This is a genomic window from Nitritalea sp. (genome assembly GCF_054166705.1).
This window is the reverse complement of the sequence record NZ_JBSZCV010000006.1, coordinates 211,105-235,838: the sequence shown is the minus strand read 5'-3', so window position 1 is coordinate 235,838 and position 24,734 is coordinate 211,105. Positions and strand designations below refer to the sequence as shown.

Annotated in this window: 22 protein-coding genes and 3 tRNA genes; 7 read left to right on the top strand and 18 right to left on the bottom strand. The window is 46.5% G+C overall.

The features are described 5' to 3' along the window. Window positions 1-125 precede the first annotated feature (125 nt). From ACXIT9_RS03200 to ACXIT9_RS03150, 11 genes are all read right to left on the bottom strand, one after another. Complete coding sequence (locus ACXIT9_RS03200; protein ID WP_458054799.1) at window positions 126-1,811, bottom strand: DUF885 family protein; 1,686 nt, start codon at window positions 1,809-1,811, stop codon at window positions 126-128. A gap of 209 nt (window positions 1,812-2,020) precedes the next feature. Further along, on the bottom strand, window positions 2,021-3,007 hold the full coding sequence (gene pfkA / locus ACXIT9_RS03195) for a 6-phosphofructokinase (RefSeq protein ID WP_458054798.1): 987 nt from the start codon (window positions 3,005-3,007) through the stop codon (window positions 2,021-2,023). Then, window positions 2,997-3,380 carry a methylglyoxal synthase gene (locus tag ACXIT9_RS03190; protein WP_458054797.1) on the bottom strand — a complete coding sequence of 128 codons (384 nt, stop codon included), beginning with the start codon at window positions 3,378-3,380 and terminating at the stop codon, window positions 2,997-2,999. The genes pfkA and ACXIT9_RS03190 overlap by 11 nt, the downstream gene beginning before the upstream one ends. A 107-nt stretch (window positions 3,381-3,487) precedes the next feature. After that, entirely contained in the window at window positions 3,488-3,979 is a 492-nt protein-coding gene (locus ACXIT9_RS03185) for a Spy/CpxP family protein refolding chaperone (RefSeq protein ID WP_458054796.1), read from the bottom strand. Further along, a complete protein-coding gene (locus ACXIT9_RS03180) occupies window positions 3,972-4,358 on the bottom strand; it encodes a hypothetical protein (protein WP_458054795.1) in 387 nt (128 codons plus the stop codon). Before ACXIT9_RS03180 ends, ACXIT9_RS03185 begins: the two co-directional genes overlap by 8 nt. A 29-nt stretch (window positions 4,359-4,387) precedes the next feature. Beyond that, complete coding sequence (locus ACXIT9_RS03175) at window positions 4,388-4,933, bottom strand: RNA polymerase sigma factor (protein ID WP_458054794.1); 546 nt, start codon at window positions 4,931-4,933, stop codon at window positions 4,388-4,390. A gap of 57 nt (window positions 4,934-4,990) precedes the next feature. Further along, entirely contained in the window at window positions 4,991-5,908 is a 918-nt protein-coding gene (locus ACXIT9_RS03170) for a universal stress protein (RefSeq protein ID WP_458054793.1), read from the bottom strand. Between the two features lie 539 nt (window positions 5,909-6,447). Next, window positions 6,448-7,920 (bottom strand): lipopolysaccharide biosynthesis protein, encoded by a 1,473-nt coding sequence (locus ACXIT9_RS03165; protein WP_458054792.1) that lies wholly within the window; start codon window positions 7,918-7,920, stop codon window positions 6,448-6,450. Window positions 7,921-7,922: 2 nt separating this feature from the next. Next, window positions 7,923-8,765 carry an FkbM family methyltransferase gene (locus ACXIT9_RS03160; protein WP_458054791.1) on the bottom strand — a complete coding sequence of 281 codons (843 nt, stop codon included), beginning with the start codon at window positions 8,763-8,765 and terminating at the stop codon, window positions 7,923-7,925. Continuing rightward, the gene (locus ACXIT9_RS03155) at window positions 8,762-9,805 is read right to left on the bottom strand and encodes a glycosyltransferase (RefSeq protein WP_458054790.1); all 1,044 of its coding nucleotides are present in this window, start codon (window positions 9,803-9,805) and stop codon (window positions 8,762-8,764) included. Before ACXIT9_RS03155 ends, ACXIT9_RS03160 begins: the two co-directional genes overlap by 4 nt. Then, window positions 9,795-12,227, bottom strand: a complete 2,433-nt coding sequence (locus tag ACXIT9_RS03150) for a hypothetical protein (protein WP_458054789.1) — start codon at window positions 12,225-12,227, stop codon at window positions 9,795-9,797. The genes ACXIT9_RS03155 and ACXIT9_RS03150 overlap by 11 nt, the downstream gene beginning before the upstream one ends. A 152-nt stretch (window positions 12,228-12,379) precedes the next feature. Between ACXIT9_RS03150 and ffh the strand changes: the two genes are divergently transcribed. Then, window positions 12,380-13,717 (top strand): signal recognition particle protein, encoded by a 1,338-nt coding sequence (ffh, locus tag ACXIT9_RS03145; protein WP_458054788.1) that lies wholly within the window; start codon window positions 12,380-12,382, stop codon window positions 13,715-13,717. 285 nt (window positions 13,718-14,002) lie between these two features. On the opposite strand, the gene dprA is transcribed toward ffh, so the two are convergent. The 6 genes from dprA to galE all read right to left on the bottom strand — a co-directional run bounded on the left by dprA (window position 14,003) and on the right by galE (window position 16,994). Then, window positions 14,003-15,151: a DNA-processing protein DprA gene (gene dprA, locus ACXIT9_RS03140; RefSeq protein WP_458054787.1), complete on the bottom strand. Its 1,149-nt coding sequence runs from the start codon at window positions 15,149-15,151 to the stop codon at window positions 14,003-14,005. Next, window positions 15,111-15,464 carry a MerR family transcriptional regulator gene (locus tag ACXIT9_RS03135; protein WP_458054786.1) on the bottom strand — a complete coding sequence of 118 codons (354 nt, stop codon included), beginning with the start codon at window positions 15,462-15,464 and terminating at the stop codon, window positions 15,111-15,113. The genes dprA and ACXIT9_RS03135 overlap by 41 nt, the downstream gene beginning before the upstream one ends. Window positions 15,465-15,574: 110 nt before the next feature. Beyond that, window positions 15,575-15,648: transfer RNA gene (locus ACXIT9_RS03130), tRNA-Asp, on the bottom strand. A 25-nt stretch (window positions 15,649-15,673) separates the two neighbouring features. Continuing rightward, window positions 15,674-15,747 (bottom strand) — tRNA-Asp (locus ACXIT9_RS03125). Between the two features lie 24 nt (window positions 15,748-15,771). Beyond that, window positions 15,772-15,845: transfer RNA gene (locus ACXIT9_RS03120), tRNA-Asp, on the bottom strand. Window positions 15,846-15,977: 132 nt separating this feature from the next. After that, on the bottom strand, window positions 15,978-16,994 hold the full coding sequence (galE, locus tag ACXIT9_RS03115; RefSeq protein WP_458054785.1) for a UDP-glucose 4-epimerase GalE: 1,017 nt from the start codon (window positions 16,992-16,994) through the stop codon (window positions 15,978-15,980). A 107-nt stretch (window positions 16,995-17,101) separates the two neighbouring features. On the opposite strand from galE, the gene ACXIT9_RS03110 reads away from it, so the two are divergent. The 5 genes from ACXIT9_RS03110 to ACXIT9_RS03090 all read left to right on the top strand — a co-directional run bounded on the left by ACXIT9_RS03110 (window position 17,102) and on the right by ACXIT9_RS03090 (window position 21,396). Continuing rightward, window positions 17,102-18,034: a UDP-glucuronic acid decarboxylase family protein gene (locus ACXIT9_RS03110; protein WP_458054784.1), complete on the top strand. Its 933-nt coding sequence runs from the start codon at window positions 17,102-17,104 to the stop codon at window positions 18,032-18,034. Window positions 18,035-18,254: 220 nt separating this feature from the next. Beyond that, entirely contained in the window at window positions 18,255-19,202 is a 948-nt protein-coding gene (locus ACXIT9_RS03105; protein ID WP_458054783.1) for an acetyl-CoA carboxylase carboxyltransferase subunit alpha, read from the top strand. A gap of 2 nt (window positions 19,203-19,204) precedes the next feature. Next, window positions 19,205-20,044, top strand: coding sequence for an MBL fold metallo-hydrolase (locus tag ACXIT9_RS03100; protein ID WP_458054782.1), 840 nt, complete (start codon window positions 19,205-19,207; stop codon window positions 20,042-20,044). Next, window positions 20,034-20,831 (top strand): patatin-like phospholipase family protein, encoded by a 798-nt coding sequence (locus ACXIT9_RS03095; protein WP_458054781.1) that lies wholly within the window; start codon window positions 20,034-20,036, stop codon window positions 20,829-20,831. The genes ACXIT9_RS03100 and ACXIT9_RS03095 overlap by 11 nt, the downstream gene beginning before the upstream one ends. A 7-nt stretch (window positions 20,832-20,838) precedes the next feature. Continuing rightward, window positions 20,839-21,396 (top strand): 1-acyl-sn-glycerol-3-phosphate acyltransferase, encoded by a 558-nt coding sequence (locus ACXIT9_RS03090; RefSeq protein ID WP_458054780.1) that lies wholly within the window; start codon window positions 20,839-20,841, stop codon window positions 21,394-21,396. Between the two features lie 50 nt (window positions 21,397-21,446). On the opposite strand, the gene ACXIT9_RS03085 is transcribed toward ACXIT9_RS03090, so the two are convergent. Beyond that, window positions 21,447-22,190: a LytR/AlgR family response regulator transcription factor gene (locus ACXIT9_RS03085; RefSeq protein WP_458054779.1), complete on the bottom strand. Its 744-nt coding sequence runs from the start codon at window positions 22,188-22,190 to the stop codon at window positions 21,447-21,449. Window positions 22,191-22,358: 168 nt separating this feature from the next. On the opposite strand from ACXIT9_RS03085, the gene ACXIT9_RS03080 reads away from it, so the two are divergent. Continuing rightward, window positions 22,359-24,629, top strand: coding sequence for an ATP-binding protein (locus tag ACXIT9_RS03080; RefSeq protein ID WP_458054778.1), 2,271 nt, complete (start codon window positions 22,359-22,361; stop codon window positions 24,627-24,629). Window positions 24,630-24,734 lie beyond the last annotated feature (105 nt).

Genomic DNA, 24,734 nt, shown 5'->3' with positions numbered 1-24,734 from the left:
AGACCTTAATAGTAGCGTTGCTTCAGAGATAGAGACAAGCGATAAAAAAAGTGCATGCACTATAAGTGATGCACTTTTTACTTTTTAAGGGGATCTGATGCCACTTATTTATCTTTTGAATAGCGTTAAGGGGTTAAAAAACGCCAATCTCCTTTGAAGTCTTGTGGAATATCGCCCTGCATACGAGCGCGCAGAAGTGCGATAGGTGTATAATTTTGTCGAATGAAGAAATCATGAAACTCCTTTTCCGTCATGGTTCCCTCTTCGACCATTTCTGTACGCAACTGCTGTACTTGGATGCCACCGATCATGTAGGCGAGCTGGTATAAAGGTCCATAGCTCCCCTCAAAAGACCTCCTTACTTCTGCTTCAGCATTTGCCCGCTCATGTCCCACACGATCTACGAGGAAGTCAATGCACTGCTGAGGCGTCCACTCGCCTAGATGGTATTTTAAGGAGAAAATGATGCGCGCAGCTCGATGCATACGCCAAAACAGCATGCCAATTTTATCCTCCGGGGTGGCGGCAAAGCCTTTGTCCCAAAGGTTGAACTCCCAGTAAAGGGTCCAGCCTTCCACCCAAAAAGGGGTGTTGAAAAGCCTTCGATGCGGAAAGTGTCGCTGATTCATGTACTGCTGCAGGTGATGACCGGGAATAAGCTCATGATGTACCACAGCCCGTGCGAAGTGCGGATTATTTCCTCGAAGGCTCATGAGCTTGTCAGCGTGTGACATTTCGGAGGTCGGGTAAGCGATTAAGATACTCTCTCCACCTAAGAAAAAAGGGCTCACACGCTGCCGTTCTGCAGACAGCATGGTCGTTCTCCAGGATTCGATAGCCATATCTGGAAGGCTGATCAAATCATTTTCTTGAACATAAGTGATCGCCTCCTCCGCCATTTCCACCACATGCTGCGGCCAGTCACCAGGAGGTAAATACTGGTTTTTTACAGATTCTAATGCTTCTGCCCAGTTCTTTCCGTATCCCAAATCCTGTGAGGCTTTCATCATTTCTGCCTCGCACCAAGCATATTGCTTTTCTCCTTCACGAATAAGCTCTTCTGCACTGTAGGGGATCATGTTTGCGGCGAGTTCCCGATCGATGGCAGCTTTGCCGATAGGCAAACCAATAATACCAGAACCGTCATCTTTTACACTCGTGGAGGAATAATGCACCTCTAATGCCTTGGCATAGCCATCCGCCCGCTTAGCAAGCTCCTCCATAGGTTTTTTCAGCCACCAGGTAAAGGCCGGGTCGTAGTCAAAATAAAACTGATAAGCCTCTTCTACGCTACGTTTGAAAGCACGCACAACCTGTGCAGCCAGAGCTGCTTGTTGCCAAGAGGAATAAGGGGGGCGCTTAGGGAGTGCAACCTGTTTTTGGCCGATGGCCTGGGCTGCCGCGTGAAACTGCTCCGCTAAAGCTGCAGCATCGGGCTTCTTCGCACGCTTACGTTTCTGTATAAAATCCTGTAAGTCGGCATCAAAGTCAAGCACTTCAGCGACTTGCTGAAAGGCAGCGTAGGCATCCTGATGCGCCTTTAACTTCATCGTTAGATGGTTGCGAAACAGCTGATAGTCCATCTTATCGTCGATGCTCAAGGTAGCATAATCGATTTTCTTTAATTCCTCCAGCCAGTCGGTGTAGAGCCGCTCGAAACGATCGAAATAGGCCACCGATAGACTATTCGGGTAGAGTCTGCCTAGCGCCCCCACATCTGCCTGATAGGTAGTTATGAGCGGTACCAGTGTACTGGCATGCGCTGCCAGCATGAAAAGAAACAATAGGATGCTGAAGAGCATTTTTTTCATGGGTATCACAAGATGTTTATGCTTCCAAGAAAGAAAAAAGGCACAGGAGGAACAAGGGATTTTAGACAAGCGGGGTAGCTGCAGTGCAAAATGAAAAGCGGGCTACAAACATGCGCTGTCCGGCCCGTTTTTCCTTTATTGGTTTCCAGCCTGTGGGCTGCTGCTTCTCCAAAGAGGCCACATGCCATAAGGCCAGGATAAGAATCAAATTAAGTAGATAAAATTTTCGCGATACGGAAATCATCTTCATCTACCTCTTTATCATCTACGATCGCTTTGGTGATAGGAGTGAAAACAATTTTATTATTGATAATACCCGCCATGACATCATACTTGCCTTGCATCAGGCCTTCCACTGCCGCCACACCGAGTTTACTAGCTAAAACGCGGTCGAAGGAGCTAGGAGATCCCCCTCGCTGTAAATGCCCCAAGATGGTCACTTTGATATCAAAGTAAGGCAGGTGTTTCTGTACTTTTTCTGCGATCTCTACGGCCCCGCCACTTTTTCCACCTTCGGCTACGATCACAATGTTCGACTGCTTCATCGCCTTCGTACGTGCCTTGAGACGGTCTACGAGCTTTTCGATCGGCATCTTTTTTTCTGGTATTAAAGTCGCTGCCGCCGCGGACCCAATACCCGCATTAATGGCGATAAAGCCTGCATCCCGCCCCATCACTTCAACAAAAAATAGGCGATCATGAGAAGTCGCCGTATCCCGAATTTTATCGATGGCCTGAATGGCCGTGTTGCAGGCCGTGTCAAAACCTATAGTTAAATCTGTTCCTGAAAGATCGTTATCAATCGTCCCAGGTAAGCCTATCGCCGGAATTCCGAACTCCTGAAAAAAGAGATGCGCTCCTGTTAAAGAACCATCTCCGCCGATCACCACTAGGGCATCAATTTGATGCTTCTTAAGGTTTTCGTAAGCCTTTTGGCGACCCTCCGGGGTACGAAATGCCGCCGAACGGGCTGATTTTAAAAAGGTACCCCCTCGCTCTAAAACATGAGCGATATGCCGGCTCTCCAGCCGTTTAATGTCATTCGCGATCATCCCTTCGTATCCGCGATAGATGCCGAACATCTCTAAGTTATAGTAAAAACCAGCACGCACAGTAGCGCGAATCGCCGCATTCATGCCAGGAGCATCTCCTCCTGAGGTTAAAACACCGATTCTTTTTATTACTTTAGTTTCCATGAAGTTTCAGTTGAAGTCCATTAAAGATTAAATCCGCCGTAGCCGGATTAGTGGCCAAAGGAATATTATGCACATCACATAAGCGGAGGAGCATTTGTACATCCGGCTCATGTGGATGCTTGTCAAGTGGGTCTCTGAAAAATACGACGATAGCAATTTCCTTTTGTGCTGCCATGGCCGCTATCTGGGCATCCCCTCCTAGAGGTCCAGAAAGTAATTTCTCCACTTGAAACCCTGCTTTTTCGATATGGGTGCCCGTGGTGCCCGTGGCACAAAGGGTGATGTCAGCATGATGGAGCAGCTCCTTAAAGCCACCTAAAAAATGCACCATGTCTGCTTTCTTGCCATCATGGGCGATTAAAGCAATTTTCATATGTCTGTTAATAGGTCTAATAGGTTGGCCAAATTTACAAAAAATAAATGGCCTTCCCCTTATCCATTACCAAATCATAACCTATAATTTTTTAATCCCAAGCGGTATTATTCTCTTCCTCTCCCTCTGCGCTGCATATCTGAGAGATGCCGCATGAAATCCCGATTGATTCCCATCAAAATAAACCGTTGCTTCGGGTCTAACACCTCTTGCATCTGTTGCATAAAATTAATTTCCAGTGTTTGCATCGTTTGCTGATGCTGGAGTTTACGTTCAATTACTTGATCGATTTCTTTCTCCGTTAATTTGTCGGGATTTCGATTTGTCAGCGCTCGAATTTCACGGATTTCTGCGTTTCGCTGCTCTTGATAGGTATTGTATAAGGGCCAGAAACGAGAAGCTTGCTCAGCATTAAGTGCTAGGCGGTTCGTGAAGAAGGCTACGCGTGCAGCCTCGAGTCGCTCACTTTGGCTACCCAGCTCCGAAGAACTGCGTTCCTGACCCGCACCCTGACCCGGGCCACGCTGTGCCATTACCTCTACACTGCCTATTCCGATAAAAAGAAAGCAGACAAATCCTATAAATTGTAACTTATTCATAACCATCTATATCCAAGGTATTAAAATCAATCTCCCATTCGGAAAGCCCATATTCATCGTGGACCACTTCCTCTAAAAGACCTACAGGATCATCACTCCAGTCCAGTATATCCTCTTCGGTAAAGGAAAGATCATAAAGCCAAAACTGGTCTTCCACACTGCTAAATAGATAGTAGTTGTCATCCGCTACCAAGGACTCCCGGTCCTTCGCCCACCAGCTCAAGCCGATCCCAAGCAGTAATATCGCTGCCAGCGACCAGTTGCGCAGCGCTAACAAGCGCTCCTGACGCTGCTGCCGTGCCCGTGTGGCAGGGTAAAGTCCTTCGAAATATCCCTCTGGGGGAGTGGCCCATTGTGGTGATTTGTTTGCTTGCATCATATCTTTAGACAGGGAGTATTTGCTCAGGTTTATTCTTCTTTTACACTTACCTCAATTTTTTTTACCGCATGGTGGTAGCTTGCCTTCAAACTCCCCACACTAGTGCCTGTAATTTCGGCTATGGCTTCATAGCTTAAATCGTCGTAGTACCGCAACTGAAAGACGAGGCGCTGTTTGTCCGGTAGCGTAAGTAGCGCCCGCTGTAAACGGCGCTCCACTTCATCTCCATCAAACTCAGAAGCATGCTGCACATACCGCGCCATCTCTTCCTCATGGTTGGAGCTAAAAAACAGTAACCGCCGCTTCTTTTTTTCTAAAAAATTTAAAGACTCATTGACCGCGATGCGGTAGAGCCAAGTGTATAAACTCGACTGCCCCTCAAAACGCCCGATATTCCGCCATGCCTTTAAAAAGGTCTCTTGAAGGACGTCATCCGCATCCTCATGAAGCAGCACCATTTTACGTATAAGTGCATATAAACGAGCCTGATAGCTGGAAACCAGTAGTCTACAGCCTTTTTCATATGTGGCCGGAGACTGAATCAAGGCGAGTAAAGTGGCATCATCAAGCTGCATCTACCTGCTTGGATAGCGAAAAAGAAAAAAGGTTTAATTCACCCAAAGGTATTTCGGCTAGATCTCTAAAATATAATCTAAAATTCCCGCATTTTTACCCTTCGGCCGTGTCACTAAAAGCGGGAAACGATCGTTAAGTTGAATCAAGCGCTCGGCCATCGAACCGATAAAGAGCGCAGTGGCAGCCGTACGCCCTTTTACCCCAATGATGATGCTATCCGCCTGTATCTCTTTGGCCTTCTCTAAAATGTCTTCCACCGGATCCTCATCCTCATCCTTTGTGTACACGGGTGTGACCTGAATGCCTTTCGTATCGATTTTTTTTATAAATTTTTTAAAATTGATCTCAGCATGCATGCGCATAATCTCCGAAAATTCTTGGTACGATTTACCCGTAAAATGATAACCAGATGGAACTGTAAACACATTTTGACAGGTAATATGGGCGGCATCCCCGTAGCGGGCAGCGATCATGATGGCTTCCTCCATGGCATCGCGTGAATAGTCTGAAAAATCGCTGGGCACCAGTATGCGGTCCATCTTCGGCTGACTACCCTCAGGAATGATCAGTAAAGAACAGGAAGCTCTGCGGGCCAGACGCTGGGAAATGACGCCCGTTCCGTGCAAAGTCGTTTTACGCCCTACTAAAATCATGTCTGCAGACTTTTCATGCGCTAGCTTCAGGATTTTTTTCGAAAGCTGCCCATCTTTTACGATAAAAGAGATGGAAGAAGAGGCCTGAAAATGGCGCTCCACCTGCTCACGCATCTGCTGCTTCCGCTCATCGATCATCTTTTCTATTAAATTCGGGAATTCCTTCAGCACCTCTTTAGGAATGTTTAAATGCCGGATGATCGTCGTGAAATAAACTTTTTTCGTGCTGTTCGCTTCTGCGATAAAGGAAGCAAACCGAATAAGCGTCTCGTCCAGGCTAGTTAAATCCAGACAGACAATTAATTTTTTGATTTCGTACATAGTAATAGGTGAAAACCATACAAAATTACGCTTTTAACGCATAATAGCCTTACAAATGAAATAATACTTGTATACTTTCTTTTCTTTACGTTTTCTGTTCTGTAAATGTGTTTTTCCAAATTTCATCAGTCCGAGGAAATTTAGTCCGTATAGGGAATCCGTACAGGACAAGTAAGTAGCCTTTCTGTTTCTAGCCCATCAGAAAGATAGTGAAAATCTTTAAATTCTATAGGGCGCACGAACAGAAGAGAATACGTGTTGAATAGTACGGCGACCTAGAGCCGCTGACAGGAAAAAGTAGCAACTCGAAAACAGCAAGCCAGTAATTTTCGTATATTTGTACAGAACCTGGGTTGACGACATGTTCAAACTTCACAATTTAATAAAAATACCGAGTGAAGTCCCTTTCAAAAACAGGCCTCACTTCCTTCGGGAAGCCTCGTTTGGTAAACAAGCAGGTTAACAGTGGACGTTTGCGATCTCCGGACAGCTCAAATCTTGTCAGTATGGAGGTTTGTAACACTCTGTAAGCCCAGGTTTTATTTTTTATTCCTTCCTAAAATATCTTTTGGCCAGAGGCCTACCCACCAAATTCCCACACCATAAACGAGGGCCGCTATACTTGCCTGAAGGAGGATGTTCAACCAAGCAGGCAGCATCCATTCTTTTAGTAGTACATGGGGAAGTAGTGCTAGTAGACTGATCATCAGTAGATAAAGCTGATTAATAGAGAAAGGGTGCAGCCGCATTTTGGCATAGAGAAACCAAGCTTTTAATCCATTAAAGCCCAACATAGCTAAAAAGCTGGCGAAGGCCGCTCCCGAAATGCCGTAAGTGGGGATGAATAATATATTAAAGCCAACTACAGCCACGCTCATCAGGAGGGTGGCAACCAAATTAAAGCGGTAAAATTTAGAGTATACGATGATTTCTCCATTCAGCGAAAAGAGACCATCGATCAATTTGGCGGAGCCGATCCAAAAAACCACCCACTTCCCTGCGCGATAGACCTCAGCATTCGGGATATAGGCGTAGATGCTGTCCAAACAGACCCAAATTAAGATGAAAACCAGTAGTGCCAGTAGGGCAGGAGTCACTCCCATTCGTGTATACAGTTGCGCTATCGCCGCGCGGTCGTCCTGCTGCATGTGCTGGGAAATCGCGGGAATATGCACCTGAGAAAGTACCCTGCGTGGCAGCTCGATGACCACAGCCATACTAAATCCGATCGCATAGACTGCGGTAGCTTCTAAACCGATTAAACTGCTGACCATCAGGCTATCCACGCGAGAGACGATGATGCCTCCTGCAGCCCCCAGCATGGTGATAAGGCTGTAGGTAAGAAACGTGGGAAGGCTTAAGGGTGCAGAGCTCTCGGTAGGCTTAGCTGCTGTCTGCGGAAGGACTGCGGTGGATTGACGGAGCAGATAAAGCACTAAGAAAATGCTGTTCACAGCATAAATGACCGCTAAGCCTAGGCAGGTTTGGTCGAAATCAAGAAAGCCCAAATAGTAGCTGAGGCCCAAGCCAAAAGTCATCAAGCGTATGCCTACATCCCGGAAGAAGGTAGGCATGGCCATTTTAAAAAAACTAGCTGAAAGCGCCTCTAGCAGTGTGACGCACAGCGCAAAGAAGAGTAACAGCTTGGTAGCTGTTAGCTGCCCGAGTAAGGCCGCCGCGTTTTGGCTGAAGGCTTGCGTAAGTGCCGTGTCGAAAACCTGGAAAGCAAGTAAAACAAGAAGAAACCCGAACGCGGAGAGCCCAAAACTCATGATCAAGAGACGCCGTGGCTGGCTGCGGACGGTGGGGAAAAATCGGATGAGACCATTCGCTGCACCCAGCTGCGCAAATGGCACCAGCAGCAAGCCAAAATCCTGTACGGCGCGGAAGGTGCCGAACTCCTCCGGACTAAAAATAAAGGGCAAAAGCCAAAGTAAATTGATGTAGCCGATGACCACTCCAGCATAAGAGGAGAGCCCGGTAAGTAGGCTTTGGCGCTTTAAGTCCTGCATGGTTAGGGTTTGATAATCAAATTACTAAATGCTGGAAGTTTTCCGAGTGGCTCCAGCCTACCCCGTAGCCCCACGCGCTCAAACCGGGTGTAACCCAGCGTTTGTAGATAGCCCACTAGCTCCTCTGCGGTGTAGCCTGCAGCAGCACAGGCTTTCTTATTCACTTCCAGTAGCAGGGTGGGGAGGTGCTTCCGAAGGGTCTGTTCAGCGCCTTTTAATGCAGCTAACTCCGCTCCCTCTATATCGATTTTTACGAAGTCCACGTGCTTTATGCCTTGTCTTTTACAGACACTGTCTAACGTATCCAGCTCGATCACTTCCAGAGGCTGCTGATGCTGCGCATCTTGAAAAAGGGTATTCACACCTTCATTCGCCCCCGCCCGTGTGTAGAGCATCTGTCGCCCCGCAGTCTCGGCCAGTCCGAGGGGTAGGCAGACGATCCTTTCGTCGAAAGCGGGGTTTAAGGACACATGTGTGCAAAGCTGTGAAAAAAGAGGGGGGAAGGGCTCGAAGGCATAGACCCTACCCGCAGGACCCACCTTGCGGGCGGCCCAAAGCGTATACTCCCCTTGGTTGGCACCGATGTCCAGCACGGTGTCTCCCGGCTTTAGCACCCTTTCCATCGCAAAAATAGGAGCCCAATCGTGCGATCCACGCCAGTACATCGCCGCTCCCATCTGTTGCTCCGGCTGAATGTCAAAAGTCACCCCCCGAAAGGAGTAGCGGCGATTCTCCTTTCGCTTATCCACTTGAAAAAACAAGAGACGAAGTGCCTTGGCGATAAAGTACCCTCCAGGAATCCAGTAAACATTTCGGGCAAGTTTGGCTGCTAACTGTTCCATCATATCCGTATCGCTTCTTGTAATTGTTCTCCGCGCAGCGCGCTATCGAAATAGTGTTTTGCTCTGTTTTGCGCCTGCTGGCGCAAAGTCCCCCAGGCTTCCTGCTCACCTTCTATCTGCTGCCAGAGTGCCTCCCAGGCGAATAAGGTTCGGTAGGGCAATAGGTACCCGCTTTCCCCCACGATGTGGGGCAAATGCATGGTGTTCGCTACGATAGGCAGGCAACCTGCGGCCATAGCCTCTACCAGCGCACAACCGAAGCCTTCAAACAGGGAAAGTTGGAGATAAAATCCACTGCAGCGGTAAAGATCGCGCAAGGATTCAGCTTCCAGTCGCCCCAGAAGATACACATTCGCAGGCATTTTCGTGAATCCCGCCGACGGTAGGCCGGCAATATGAAAGGTGTAGGCCGGCATCTGACGGGCGATTTCAAAAATAAAGTCTAGGCCTTTCAGGTACTCCTGACCTGGCCCCATCACTGCTGCGAACTGCTTTTCCTGTCGCGGAAGCGGGTGGGGCGCAGCCCAAAACCGGGTGGCTACTCCCTGCCGAATAATGGCCACGGGGCTAAGTAAATTCGGAAAATGGGCATAGAGGCCTTGCTGTCGCTTTTGGAGCTCTGGCTCGAAATGTAGCTCCGTCCAAACTAGGGCGCTGGAAACAGGGAAAAGTGCCGTTGCCCATTTAAGACTCCAGTAGATCGCATGGCGCAAGAGAGGGATACGAAGACTACCATATCCCACTTCAGGCAGTGCGGCCACATCCGTGCCATGCAACACGATGTAAACGGGCTTCCCGTACCACTTGCCCAGAAGGGTGGGAAGGAAGGACCAATAGCCTGCAAACTGTACTAGCACATAGTCTACCTGCGCTAGCCGCTGCAGCAGAAAAACCCCTTGCCCTAGAAAATTTTTAACCGCTTTTCGTTTATCCGTCCAGGGGCGGACATCTTGCAGCACTTCAAAATACTTTTCCAGCTGTGCTTGGTCTTCTCGAATAAAACTGCTTGCCTGCGGAAAGATATGCAGTAGTTTAGGCCGCATGCGTCTTAGCTTTTGACCGAAGGTCTACCACCAGTGCTCCGAGTAAGAGCAAGACGCTAAGGTACTGGAAGACGACCAGCAGGGTCTTCGTGCCGAAATAACTCTTTGGTTCGAAGCGCATACTAATTTCATAGCTGCCTTCCGGTAGATTGAGGCCCCGGAGCAGGTAGTTGACCCGATAAATCGGCAGTTCTGCACCATTCACCTCCGCGATCCAGCCTTCCGGATAGTGAATTTCAGAAAAGACTGCTAGGCCGGCTTTTTCCACCTTGGCGGCATAGCGCAAGCGATCGGGTCGGCTATCCAGGAGCTCCAGCGTGCCCGCTCCTGGCGAAAGGGCCTCTTGCTGGCGGGTATCCATCACGGCCACCGTAGCGGTGTTCATACGTGTAAGTTTCTCCATTTCTTCCTGTGCACTGCTGACATGCACTACCTCACGAGGGAACCATGCAGGCCCCAAGGCGCGAGGATTCCGAAATACATTTTGTTCCGAGCGGCCTGCCATCAGGTAGCGGGTATTTAGCATATTTAGGATGGGAAGATCCTGATAGTTAAACTGACCCTCCTGTGCGGCGAGGATAAAGTTATCGATTTCAGGGCTTATTCCGACTTCGATAAGCTCTTGGTAGCGACGCATTTTTGCCCCGTGGTAACCCCCGATACTGGCAAATCGGTAAGAGGTGCGGGCTTCATTAAAGGGATTTTCAAGATTGAAGACGCGGAAATATCCCTTATCCTCAGCGATTTTTTTATCGGCGGGCGTTTCGCTAAAGAAGGAGGCGGCAGGGCTCGTACGCATGGCTTCTTCTCCCAGGTAGCGCTTGTTTATGATCCATAAATCCACAGTCAAGATGAGCACCATCAGTCCTATGCCGATTTCACTTTGCAGCTTATTTTTCCAAATCGCCCACAGCAGTGCGGCGCTTCCGAGTATCATCAAAAGGCTAGAAAAGGCACTGCGCAGGAAGAGGCTGCGGCGGTCGGCCCGCAAGGCATCCACTAACCAATCCGGCAGATTCCCATCTACTTTCCCTCTAAAATCGAGGAACAGGGCACCGAATAGCAAAAACACAAGGGGTACAGCCACCATGATAGCCAGCCCTTGATAGCGCTTTTTCTCCGGGTAGCTTCCCGCTAAAAACTGTTCTGCGCCGAGTGCACCGAGAACAGGAATAGCGAAAAGAGTGATGCTGAGCGCCATGGTGACAGCCCTGAATTTATTATAACCGGGTAAATAATCGAATAAGAAGTAGTTGACACTGCTTAAATTGGCACCTAGGGCCAAAACAATCCCTGTCAGCGCCATACCCAAAAAGATCCAGCGGTAGTTTTTTTCAGCGAAAAGCAGACCGAGAATAAAGAGGCCCAGCATGAGTGCTCCTCCGTAAATCGGACCTCCCGTGCCAGGCTGGTCTCCCCAGTAGGTCGGCGCCCCGGAGGTGAAGCCGCGGATCTGAGCGCCATCCGCGCCTTGTTGTCGTAAAACCTGTTCTGACTGGCTATCGGGCCGCAGGGCTTCCATACTACCCCCTCCGTAAAGATAGGGCACCAGGAGGGTAAAGGTTTCTAATTTCCCCTGTGACCAGTTAAAGGCATAGGCTTTCCCGAGCCCACTTTCACCTTCCTGCTGCTCTCCGGGGAGATTGGCGGCACCCCGTGTAGAGTAAGTGCCGTATTCGAGGACGGTGGCGATGCGGGTGCTGTTCGCACCAAAGGCGATGCCTGCTGCCAGTACCAGTACACCGATAGTGGCTCCCATCTGTGGAGCCTGTTGACGGCGCAGTCCTTGAATGAGGCGTGGGATCCCATAAATCAGGATGATAAGCAAGGTGTAATAGGTGATCTGCAGGTGATTGAATTTCAGCTGTAGCATCAGTGCAAAGGCAAAGAGGGCCATGCCGAGCAGCGTTTTGCGCTCGAAAACCAGATGCATTCCGGTGAAAATAAGCGGTATCAAGCATATGGCCCATATTTTCGCATTATGGCCGGCGTCTAGACTGATGAGATGAAAGGTGTTAAAGGCAAATGCGATCGCGCCAAGTGCAGCGATGCTGGGGCGGATGCGAAAGCTGAGCAGCAGGATATACATGCCTATCATGCCGATAAAAAGACTGTTGACAGGATGTGGCAGGCCGAGGCTGATGCCTTTTAAAACAGCATTTGTGATGTCGCCGGGCACTTCCAAGCTCACCAGGTAGGCGGGCATCCCTCCAAAGAGGCGGTTAGTCCAAAGCAGCTGTTCTCCTGTAGCTTCCCGGTGGTCTAAAATTTCCTTTGCACCACCTTCCCACTGTAAGATGTCGTTTTGGAAGATAATTTTATCGTCGAACACGAGAGGAGAAAAATACACGAGCACCAGCAGGTAGAAACCGATAAGGCTGAGGGCATGTGGAAGAATGGAGCGAAAATGATTAGGGGACATGTCTTGTTTTGGCATTTGCTTCGCAAAATAAATAAATTCCTACTAGGATTCCCGCCATCGGGCAGGAAATAGGCGATCGGGCAGGTAATTCTTGCTTTCAGCAGGATTAGAAATAGTTTTTGCTTATTTTTGCAGGAAAAGAATTTCGCGACATGTTTGATAATTTAAGTTATAAATTAGACCGGGCGTTTAAAACGCTGAAAGGTACCGGAAAAATTACTGAAATCAATGTTGCCTCCACGGTGAAAGAAATCCGTCGGGCGCTCATCGACGCCGATGTTAACTATAAGGTAGCCAAGGAGGTAACAGACACCATCAAACAAGAAGCACTCGGGCGAGACGTGCTCATCGCCGTATCTCCGGGCCAGCTATTGGTTAAAATCACCCAAGAGGAACTAACCAAGCTCATGGGGGGTAAGAAAGAGGACATCAACTTGCAGGGAGATCCTGCTGTCGTGTTGATCTCCGGTCTTCAGGGTTCTGGTAAGACGACTTTTTCCGGGAAATTAGCAGGTCAGTTAAAAAAACAGGGCAGGCAGGTATTGTTAGTGGCCTGTGATATTTACCGTCCTGCGGCGATCGATCAGCTAAAGGTGCTGGGAGAGCAAATCGGCGTAGAGGTGTATGCGGAGCCTGAAAATAAAAATGCCCTAGAAATCGCCAGTCGTGCGATCACACATGCGAAAAAGACAGGTAAAAAGACAGTAATCGTCGATACCGCGGGTCGTTTGGCTGTGGATGAGCAGATGATGCAGGAGATCGAAGCATTGAAAAAGGCATTGAATCCATCGGAAACGCTTTTTGTGGTGGATTCCATGACGGGACAGGATGCTGTAAATACAGCCAAGACCTTCGATGAACGTCTCGATTTTGATGGGGTGGTGCTGACCAAGCTCGACGGTGACACCCGTGGGGGTGCTGCCATTTCCATCCGTCATGTAGTGAATAAGCCGATCAAGTTTATTTCTACGGGGGAAAAGATGGAAAACATCGATGCTTTCCACCCAGACCGTATGGCGCAGCGAATCCTCGGCATGGGGGATGTTATCTCTTTAGTAGAGCGTGCGCAGCAGTCTTTTGACGAAGATGAAGCCAAGCGTATTAATGCTAAGATACGGAAGAACCAATTTAACTTCGATGATTTTCTCTCTCAGTTAGAGCAAATCAAGAAAATGGGGAACTTAAAGGACCTTATGGGTATGATTCCTGGGATGGGCAAGGCCTTGAAAGGATTAGATATCGATGATGATTCTTTTAAGCCGATAGAAGCTATCATCCGCAGTATGACGCCAGCGGAGCGCGAGCATCCGGATATTTTAGACGGCAGCCGCAGAAAGCGGATCGCTAAGGGGAGTGGGCGCAGCATTACTGAAGTAAACAATTTACTGAAGCAGTTTAATGATATGCGTAAGCTGATGAAGCAGATGAATAAGATGGGCGGTGCCCAAAAGGCATTAGGATCTATGGTTCCAAATGTGAAGCGACGTTAAGCAGAGCGTCTACGCGCATGAGTAGCCGGCAGGCGTGCTCTGGCTGTTCAAAAATCCTTCGGCGGCACTCTTTTTTTACCTTTCTTTTTTACGGTCACGTAAAAAAGAAAGGTTTTTTTATGTTCTCTACTCGTTAATTTCCTGTAAAAGGTTGATTTCTTTCCTGTTCATGCTAAAGTTACAGGGCTTTTGGAGATGCTGTGCGTGAGGGAAGGGAGGTAGACGCCAAGCACTTCCTGATCCTCACTTCCCATTCCTCACTTGTTCTACTTTAGAGCTGTGCATTCACGCTGTCCACCGAATTTTATTTCCGGGAAGGCTGCGGAGAAGCCCTTCAAACTCGAGCTTGAGCAGGCTTGGGGCCAGCGTGGCTGAGTTTACTGCAAGCGCCTGACAGAGGCTGTCGAGGTGACTTTCTTTATGGAGCTCTAAAAACTCCACCACCGCTAATTCCGTGGCCGACAGGGCATGTTTGTCGAGAAGTTTTTTGGGTCGCACGATCTTCTTTTCTTTGGGTTCATTCCAGTGCAGTGCTTTCGCTACCTGTCGGGCATCCATGTAGATCGCACTTTTAAGTGTTTTGATAAGGGCATTACAACCTTCGCTATAGGGTAAATTTAGATTTCCTGGAACAGCGAAGACTTCCTTATGGTACCCATACGCCAGCTCAGCTGTGATGAGTGCACCCCCCTGTTTGGCGGCCTCGACTACTATGACGGCATCGGATAGGCCGGCGATCAGTCGATTACGCTGCGGGAAATTACTAGGCAGCATTTTTTCTCCAGGGCGGTATTCACTGATTAAGGCTCCCGACTGCAGCATAGCCTGCGCTTCCTTTTCATGTGATTGTGGGTAAATATGGTCGAGGGGTGAGCCAAGTACTGCCCAGGTGGGAAGTCCTAGATGCATCGCCTGTCTATGTGCATGGATATCGATACCGTAGGCGAGTCCAGAAAGTATGGTAGGGGAGTAGGGGCTTAATTCTTCGATGATTTGCTTGGTGATTTGAAGTCCATAGGTGCTGGCATGCCGTGTTCCTACGATGCCGACGGTACGAAGTGGGCAGAGGCTATGTCCTTGTGGATGCTTTACAAAGAGCACGAGCGGACTATCTTCAATACGCCGAAGTCTGTCAGGATAATTGGGGTGTGAGAAATGAAGGATCTGCATCCCTCTTTTATGTGCTTGCTCCTGCACTTGATGTGCTTTTTCGAGCCATTTATTGGCCTCTTTCACTTGCGCTAACACTTTTTGTGTAATGCGGGGAATACGTAGGAGCTGTTTAGGAGCCCAAGTGAATAGGTGAGATGCTTTCCCCGTATAGCTAATTAGGTTTTTAAAAGCAAGCGGCCCCAAGTGGGGCATGAGGCTTAGCGCTACTTCACATAGCGCCTCATCCTTCTGAGCGCTGGTCGAGAGATTGTCTGATTTCATGCAAAAAATGTTTGATCGCCTTTAATCTTTCGATTAAAGCGGCTTTATCGTAAAAAGTATTGTGCTGCTGTTTGACTACCTCCTGTGCGCCTTGAATGGTATATCCTTTTTCTTTTACCAGATGGTGGATAAAGCGCAACTTTTCGATGTCTTCTTTGGTAAATTGCCGATTACCTTTTCTATCTTTTTTGGGCTTGATAATCGAAAACTCACCTTCCCAATAGCGGATGGCCGAGGTACTCACTCCCATGAGCTGGGCTACTTCTCCTATCGTGAAGTACTTTTTTTCGATATCTCTTTCTTTATACGGCATATAGTAATCAGCAAGACAAAGATAAGGATTAAAAAAATGAAAGGCGATAGCTAAGTACTTAGAATGAAACGCTTTTAAAACAAAAAAGGCACCCGATGGTGCCTAAAGTGCGGAACGGACGGGACTCGAACCCGCGACCTCCTGCGTGACAGGCAGGCATTCTAACCAGCTGAACTACCGCTCCTAAACAAACATAAACAAAACAAAAGCGGAATGGACGGGACTCGAACCCGCGACCTCCTGCGTGACAGGCAGGCATTCTAACCAGCTGAACTACCACTCCTAAACATACATAAAAAGAACAAAGCGGAATGGACGGGACTCGAACCCGCGACCTCCTGCGTGACAGGCAGGCATTCTAACCAGCTGAACTACCACTCCTTTTGAAACTTCTACAGTATCCTTCTCTTTTGAAGTAATGCAAAGGTAAGTTTTTGTTTGATAAGTGCCAAGCTACCAAATAAAAATTTACTTGCCTCTTGTTTATGCGCTTCATTATCAGCTACTATAATTTCATCTTTCGCTCAGGGCCAATTGCCATCTCCAGGCGTCTCTCAATGCATCTGTTAAAGAGAAAGTGGCCTGCCAGCCTAAAAGGGCATTTATTTTCTTGGTATCGGCCCACACCTGCTCTACATCTCCGGGTCTACGGTGTGTAAGCTCATAGCGCAGCTTTTGGCCGGAGGCCGATTCGAAGGCTTGAATGACTTCCAGCACCGTGTTCCCATTTCCTGTGCCCACATTAAAGAGATCGATAAAATTATCCGGCTGTTTTTCTACGTATTCTAAGGCTTTCAGGTGGGCGTCCGCTAGGTCCATTACATGGATGTAATCACGTACACAGGTGCCATCTGGAGTAGCATAATCACTGCCAAAGACAGAGAGCTTCTCTCTTAACCCGATGGCCGTCTGCGTGATGTAGGGAATCAAATTGTTTGGCACTCCTCTGGGTAGCTCACCGATAAGGGCGGAAGGGTGTGCGCCGATCGGATTGAAATAGCGTAAGGAAATGATTTTGAGGCCACTTTGACTGCTGATAACATCATGCAAAATGTCTTCACAAATTTTCTTTGTGTTCCCATAAGGACTCTCTGCGGGCTTTCTAGGGGTCTCTTCGGACACAGGAAGGATATCAGGCTGGCCATAAACGGTGCAAGAAGAGCTAAAGACAAGGTTTTTCACCTTATATTTTTCCATGAGGCGCAACAAAACGACAAGACTGCCTACATTATTTTCATAATAGTTCAGGGGCTTTTGGGTGCTTTCACCCACAGCCTTATAGGCTGCAAAATGAATGACACCCTCTAGTTTCTCTTGACCAAAGAGAGCATCCATAAAGGCCAGATCATTACAATCACCCTCGTAGCAGATGATTTTTTGTTTGGTAATTTCTTCCAAGCGCTCTAAAACGAAGCGTTCTGAGTTGTTAAAATTATCCACGATAATCGGTGTGATGCCATTCTCGATCAATTTAACAGCTGTGTGGGAGCCAATATATCCTGCTCCCCCGGTGATCAGTACTTTCTGCATGTGCTAAAAATTAAAATCTAATCAAAAGTAGTCATAATTTTTTTTTGGAGGCGAATTCTGATATTTTTGTTTACATATCATACAGCTAAACCCATAAAAAGCTTTTTATGAAACGAATTTTAGTAACTGGCGGCGGCGGATTTTTAGGTAGCCACCTCTGTGAGCGTCTGTTAAGTGAAGGAAATGAAGTTATCTGCATGGATAATTTTTTTACTGGCAGTAGAAAGAACATCCATCATCTACTCGACCATAAGGACTTCGAGCTATTTCGGCACGATGTCACTTTCCCCACCTACCTAGAAGTAGATGAGATCTATAACCTGGCCTGTCCAGCTAGCCCCGTACATTATCAATTTGACCCCGTTCAGACCACAAAAACTTCAGTTTTAGGCGCTATTAATATGTTAGGTTTAGCGAAGCGTCTGCGCATAAAAATCTTACAGGCTTCCACCTCGGAGGTGTATGGGGATCCGGAAATCCACCCGCAGCCAGAAAGTTACCGCGGAAATGTGAATCCAATCGGGCCTCGTGCCTGCTACGATGAGGGGAAGCGTGCGGCAGAAACCTTGTTTTTCGACTACCACCGCCAGCATAAGGTTGCTATAAAGGTGATGCGTATATTCAATACCTATGGGCCTCGCATGAATCCGAATGATGGCCGTGTGGTGAGTAACTTTATCGTGCAGGCCTTGAAGGGTGATCCGATTACCATTTATGGAGATGGCTCGCAGACCAGGAGTTTCTGTTACGTCGATGACTTGATCGAAGGCATGTACCGCCTTATGAATAGCCGCGATGGATTTACGGGCCCTGTAAACATCGGTAATCCAGGTGAATTTACGATGGTGCAGCTGGCAGAACAAATTATCGCGCTCACAGGCAGTAAAAGTCAGTTGGTTTTCCGTCCATTACCGCAGGATGATCCTTTACAGCGTAAACCCGTAATCACCTTAGCCAAGGAAGAGTTGGGCTGGGAGCCCAAAGTAGTACTGGAGGAGGGCCTGAAAAAAACCATTGCCTACTTCGAGTCTATATTATAAGCCACACCCTATAACAGGACACATCCTGGGGAATCTCATGTTTTTTCGTGTTTTCTAGGCTAAAAAAGAGGTTTTAAAACCATGTAACAGCGTGCAACTTTAGCGTTTACCATTCGTAAACGTTTGGGGAGGCTTTCCGTCGGTCGGGGAGCCTCTCATTTCATTTTACTTTACGTTCATAAATTAATTCTTATATTTGTTTCCGGTAAATAGCATTAAAATGGTACTAGAATTCGAGAAGCCTATTGCAGATTTAGAGTCTAAGCTTGAGGAAATGAGAGTGTTAGCGAAGAGCAAAAACATGGATCTCAGTGCTGACATCACCTCCTTAGAAGAAAAAATAATGGAGCTAAGAAAGGAAACTTTTGCGAATTTAACGCGCTGGCAGCGTGTACAACTTTCCCGCCACCCAGACAGGCCTTACGCTTTAGATTACATTTACGAGATGACCGATAATTTTATCGAGATTCACGGGGACCGTACGGTACGCGATGACAAGGCGATGGTTGGAGGATTCGGTGATTTAAATGGTCGTACGGTCATGTTCATCGGGCAGCAAAAAGGCCGCAATACAAAACAGCGTCAAGAGCGGAATTTTGGAATGGCCAACCCTGAAGGGTACAGAAAAGCACTTCGCTTGATGAAGATGGCCGAAAAGTTCGGTAAACCGATCGTTACCCTAATCGATACGCCGGGAGCCTTTCCAGGCCTAGAGGCGGAGGAACGTGGACAGGGTGAGGCGATCGCCAAGAACCTACGGGAAATGTTTAAGTTGAAGGTCCCGGTTATTTGTATTATTATTGGTGAAGGAGCCTCGGGTGGTGCCTTGGGGATCGCGATAGGTGATCGCGTCATCATGCTCGAAAATACGTGGTATTCAGTAATTTCTCCAGAATCCTGCAGCTCCATTCTTTGGAGAAGTTGGGACTATAAGGAGCAAGCCGCTGAAGCCTTGAAGTTGACTTCCGCAGACATGTTAGCCAATAAGTTGATCGATGGCATTATTCAAGAACCATTAGGCGGTGCGCATAAAGACATGAAGGGAATGGCTAAGGCAGTAAAAGCAACTATTCTAGAAACCTTGAAGACCTTAGACACGCTTAGCCCAGAGGAGCGAATCGATGCACGTATCGAGAAGTTTTGCTCCATGGGCGTTGTACAAGAATAAACATGGAATTAAAAGTTATAGAGACAGGGTTTTTTAAATTAGACGGAGGGGCTATGTTCGGAGTAGTTCCTAAGTCACTTTGGTCGAAAACAAATCCTGCTGATGAGAATAACTTATGCACGTGGGCGATGCGCTGCCTGTTGGTGGTAGATGGCCCACGTGCCGTGTTAATCGATAATGGAATCGGAGATAAGCAGGACGCCAAGTTTTTTTCTCATTATTACTTGCATGGAGAGGATAATTTAGTGCAATCATTGGCACAAGCCGGCTTTCAACCAGCAGATATTACGGATAATTTTCTTACGCACCTGCATTTTGATCACTGCGGCGGTGGGACTGTCTTGGATGGGGCAGGGCGTATCGTGCCCTTTTTCCCAGAGGCACGTTACTGGTCCCATGCGGCGCATTGGGATTGGGCGATTTATCCAAATGGACGCGAAAAGGCCTCCTTCTTAAAAGATAACCTGCTGCCGATGCAGGAGTCAGGGCAGCTGCAGTTTCTTCAAGAATCGGAAGGGACTTTTATGCCGGGCATGGAGTATTTCACTGTAGACGGACATACCGAAAAACAAATGATCCCCAAGATATCCTATAAGGGGCATACGATCGTTTTTGCAGCCGATTTACTGCCTTCGGTAGGGCATATACCTTTACCTTACGTGATGGGATACGATACGCGTCCCTTACTTACCTTGAAGGAAAAAGAAGCTTTTTTGCGCGAAGCCGCGGAAAACAAGTATGTTATATTCTTAGAACATGATCCCAACTATTCCTGCTGTACGGTGAAGATGACCGAAAAAGGGGTGCGTTTAGATCGTACATTTCACTTTCATGAGCTCTAAAGCGACATTAGGTATCGCCCTTTCTGGGGGTGGCATTCGGGGGATTGCGCATTTAGGTGTGCTGCAGGCGCTGAATGATTATGGTATTTTTCCTACACACCTATCTGGTAGCTCTGCCGGGGCTATCGTGGGGGCCATGTATGCGAAGGGCTTCGCCCCAAAGGAAATTTTCGATATTATCGTCAAAACCAACTACTTTAAGTTTATTCGTCCGGCAATTTCCTGGACAGGGATATTAAAGATGGATACCACGGAAGAGTTATACCGTAAGTATTTAGGAGAAGATAGTTTCGAGTCGTTAAAGGTTAAGTTAACGGTGGCAGCTACAGATATCCAAAGAGGGAAAGTGGTTTATTTTAATCAGGGCGAATTGATTAAACCTGTCATGGCGTCTTCTTGTATTCCGGGCATGTTCGATCCAATAGAAATTGGGAATAAAATCTTAGTAGATGGTGGAGTTTTAAATAACCTTCCAGTGGAACCGCTAGAGGGGGTGTGTGATACGCTAATAGGGGTCAACTGTAACCATTTGCCGATGGATGCATCCATTTCGAACATTAAGAAACTGGTAGAGCGTACCGTTATTATGTCTATGAATTATAATGTATACAGCCGAAAGGATAAATGTGATTATTTTATAGAGCCGAAAGGTCTAGCCAGGTATGGCGTTTTTGACATTAAAAAGGCACAGGAAATTTACGATGCTGGCTATACGGCTGTAGTCAATTATATGGATGAGCAGCCAGAGTTAAAGGAATTCGGCATCACAGGGGTTAAAAAAGCGTAGCGATCTTATGAAATTATTAGCTAAATTGATCTTTTTTATTTCTGGGTGGAAGTTAAACAACCAGTGGCCTGAAGGGCTTAAAAAAGCAGTGCTAATCGCGATTCCGCACACGAGTAATTGGGATATTATCTATGCGCGTGCGGCATTTTATTTAATGGATATTCCAGTGCGTTTTACCATTAAGAAAGAAGCGATGGTAGGCCCTCTAGGTTGGGTGATAAAAGGGTTAGGGGGTATCGGTATAGACCGTAAGCGAGTGCCCGGCGGGAGGAAGCAGACCTACACGGAAGCCATGACAAACATGCTTCGTGAAAGTGATGAGCTGGTGATTATGGTTACTCCTGAAGGGACACGCAAGTATGTTCCAAAGTGGAAAACAGGCTTTTATCATGTCGCCCTGGGTGCCCGCGTTCCCGTGGTGGTAGGCTACTTAGATTATAAAAAGAAAGAAGCGGGTATAGGACCTGTTATTACACCGAATGGACAGATCCATGAGCAAATAGAAGAAATGATGGCCTTCGGTAGGACGGTGGTAGGTAGACATCCAGATCAAGGTATACGCTGATAAGGCTATGTTCAGCTATTCAGCCACTCCTTCCTTTAGGAGTGGCTTTTTTATAAGTTGATTTTATTAACTGAATCCATCAGATCGCTATAGTACATTCTGCCTAAAGGAATAGTGTCGTTTTCGAAACGAATTTCTTTCGAGTTGAATGCATTTATCATTTTTATATTGGCGATAAAGGATTTATGTACGCGAATAAAATAGCTTTCTGGTAGGCGTGACATAAGATCCTTAACGGTGTTACGGATGGTGATCGTTTTATCCTTCAGATGGATATGCACATAGCTACCTTCTGTCTTCAGATACTGAATATGGTCGATGTTCACACGTTTCAGCCAACCTTTTTCTCGGATAAAGAATTCATTTGCGCTTCCTATGATGTCTGGTTCTAGGGTAATTCCTTTTCCCTTAGAGTGGTGGTGGAAACTATTTAAGGCGATGGTGACCGTGGTAATAAGGGTTTCTTTACTGTAGGGTTTCACGATATAGCCTTCAGGGACAATTTCTTTGACCTCATGTAATACTTTTTTTTCAGAGGATGAGGTCAGAAAAACGATCGGAATAGCTGCCAATCCACGGATCATTTTACCTATCGTAATGCCATCGTGTTTTCCCTGCAAACGAATATCCAAGAGTACCAGGTCAGGCTTGTTAAACCTTAAACTCTCCTCAAGGCCTTCAGAAGAAGGGAGAATTTCGGTTACACTGTAGCCACTAAGTTCTAATAGCTCTTTCGTATTTTCAGCTAGAGAAAAGTTATCTTCGATTAGTAATATTTTCGGTATATGGGGCATAAGCACACACGTGATTTTTTTCTTATTTACGGTCTCGGAGCCTTAAATGATTATTTGGTTATACAAAAATATGCATTAATTTTACTTTGAACCCTTTTGATTCGAAATAAAACGACCACAAACGAATATATGCAGCCTATCGTCACCGCACTGGTCAATGAGGACTATGTGATCGAAATTGCCACCGGCACCATCGTGCATAAAAGTGAAAAATTACTAAGTAGCTTTGGGCCTGAAATCAAAAAAATTTTACTCAACAATAAGACGTGGCAAGAGTCTGCGGTGGCGATTCAGCATCCCGTTACGCTGGAGGAGAAACTCCGCATGCTGGATCAGAATAGCGACTCTAAAATGGAGTATTTTTTTCGCATCGAAGATGCACTTTTTGAAGTGCAAGATGTTTTTTGGAAATCCAAAGATGGAAAGTTTTTAAAAGGCTTTCTATTCGTTAAAGATGGGCGTATTAAAATAGAGTTTACCAGCCAGTCCTTAGCCGATATTATCGAAAATGTTCCCTATCCCTACGCGATTTTTAACCGGGAATTAACTACGGTTCATTTGACTAACAGGCTGATGATTGATCTTTTGCAGACTCCACTTTCTGCCTTTTCAGAGGGGCTACCGCTGCATTTATTTTTTAAAGATCAAGAAGTTTTTCAGGCAGTCATTGACTGGATTTTTCATTCAGATGAAAATGTCACCAATGTAGATGTACTGTTATTTTTAGGAGAAAACGGGCCTCGCTGGTATGAGCTCCAACTGGTCAAGATCAAAATGGATGATGTCCCCTGTGTGTCTGTTTTTCTGCGCGACATCGATTTATTAAAACGGACTGAGGTGGAGCTAGTCAGAAAAAATAGTGCGCTTCAACAGGTCATTCAGGTGCAAAACGCTTTTCTTTTACCGAGTAAAGATGAAAAAAGCTTAGATATCCTGATGCACCGTATGGCAGACCTATCGGATTCATCCATCGGCTTTATTGCTAAGGTGAATGGCGATGCATCGAATAGCCAGTTGCTTGTTAAGTTTGACTCCTTTGTACAGCTCTCACATGATCCCCAAGGGGAGGAGACACACGTAAAAAATGGATCTGACTTAACACTACTTATTCATCAGTGTATTATCCAGCAAAAGGTGATTTCCGTATTCCGCTCAAAAAGAACGTCTCAGGAATTGAATTCCTGTTTAATTCTTCCCGTATTTTGTGGTGGAGTTATCGTCGCTTGTCTAGGCCTAGCAAATAAAGTAGAAGCCTACACGCAGTACGACGAATCCTTTCTAGAGCCTATCGCTTCAGTTCTAGGGAATATTTACAAAACGACGGAAATACAAAGGGAAAAAGAATTCTTTGCCAAGAATGCAAAAGAAAAAGAGCTCATTTTTCAGCGTTTTACCGAAAGCTCTAGTGACATTGTTTTCATTCTGAATGAAGACCTAGAAACTGGATTTGTGTCGAATTCTGTTTGTAAAGTGTTGGGCTTTGAGCCTGAAAACAAGAAAACCCTTAAAGCGATGGCAGGGCTCTGTAAGGAGGCCATTAAAGAAAAATACCGTACTGCTGAAAATACATTCCGACATGTAAGGAAAATTAAAAGCGCGGATAAAACCTATCGCTGGTTAGATAGCTCTATTAATATCATTAAAGACAAAGAGGGACGCGTTTTTAAATATTTTGGCTTGTGTCGTGATATTTCCCTACAAATGGAATCTGAGGGTGTTCTGCGCTCTGCTCTTAAAAAAGAAAAAGAGTTAAGCGAGTTAAAATCTCAATTTATTTCGCTGGTTTCGCATGAATTTAAAACGCCCCTATCCATTATGAAAAGTAGCACTGAAATCGCTAAACTCTATCTACAAAACCCAGAAAGCTGTCAGCCCGAGAAAATGAGTAAGCAGCTCGATAAAATTTCTACAGAAATTGCTAATCTGAATAATTTACTCGATCGCCTCTTAAACAGTGAAAAACTGAATCAAGGACAATTTCCAGTAAATAAAGAAGTGATTCAAGTTGGCCAATTTATCAAACAGTTTCAGCAGCATCACTCCATCGTAGACTACATTACCTTAACCGCACAAGCAGAAGCGCAAATGGTTTACTGTCATTGGGATACGACGCTGATCGAACAAGTCCTGGTGAATTTAATCGATAATGCCCTGAAATATTCCGCAAAAGATGCTCGGCCTCTCTTGGAATTTGTGCGGGAAAAGGACGTACTCTTAATTCGGATAATCGATGAGGGAATCGGAATTCCCGAGGCTGAATTAAAAAATATTTTTGAGCCTTTTTACCGCGCCGCCAATGTAGGCGATATTCCCGGTTCAGGATTGGGTCTCGCTACTATCGATAAGTTTCTAGCTCTTCATGATGCGCAGTTAGCCATAGAAAGTACACTTAACCAAGGGACTCGCTTCGAAATGCGATTTCCTTTGATTGGGATTTAATTTACGAAATGAAAGGAATTGTAATCTATTTGTTGGTTTAATTCGTAAATTAGGGTATAATGCCTGTTGATTATTTTGTTTAATCAGTAAATTACAGAATAATGG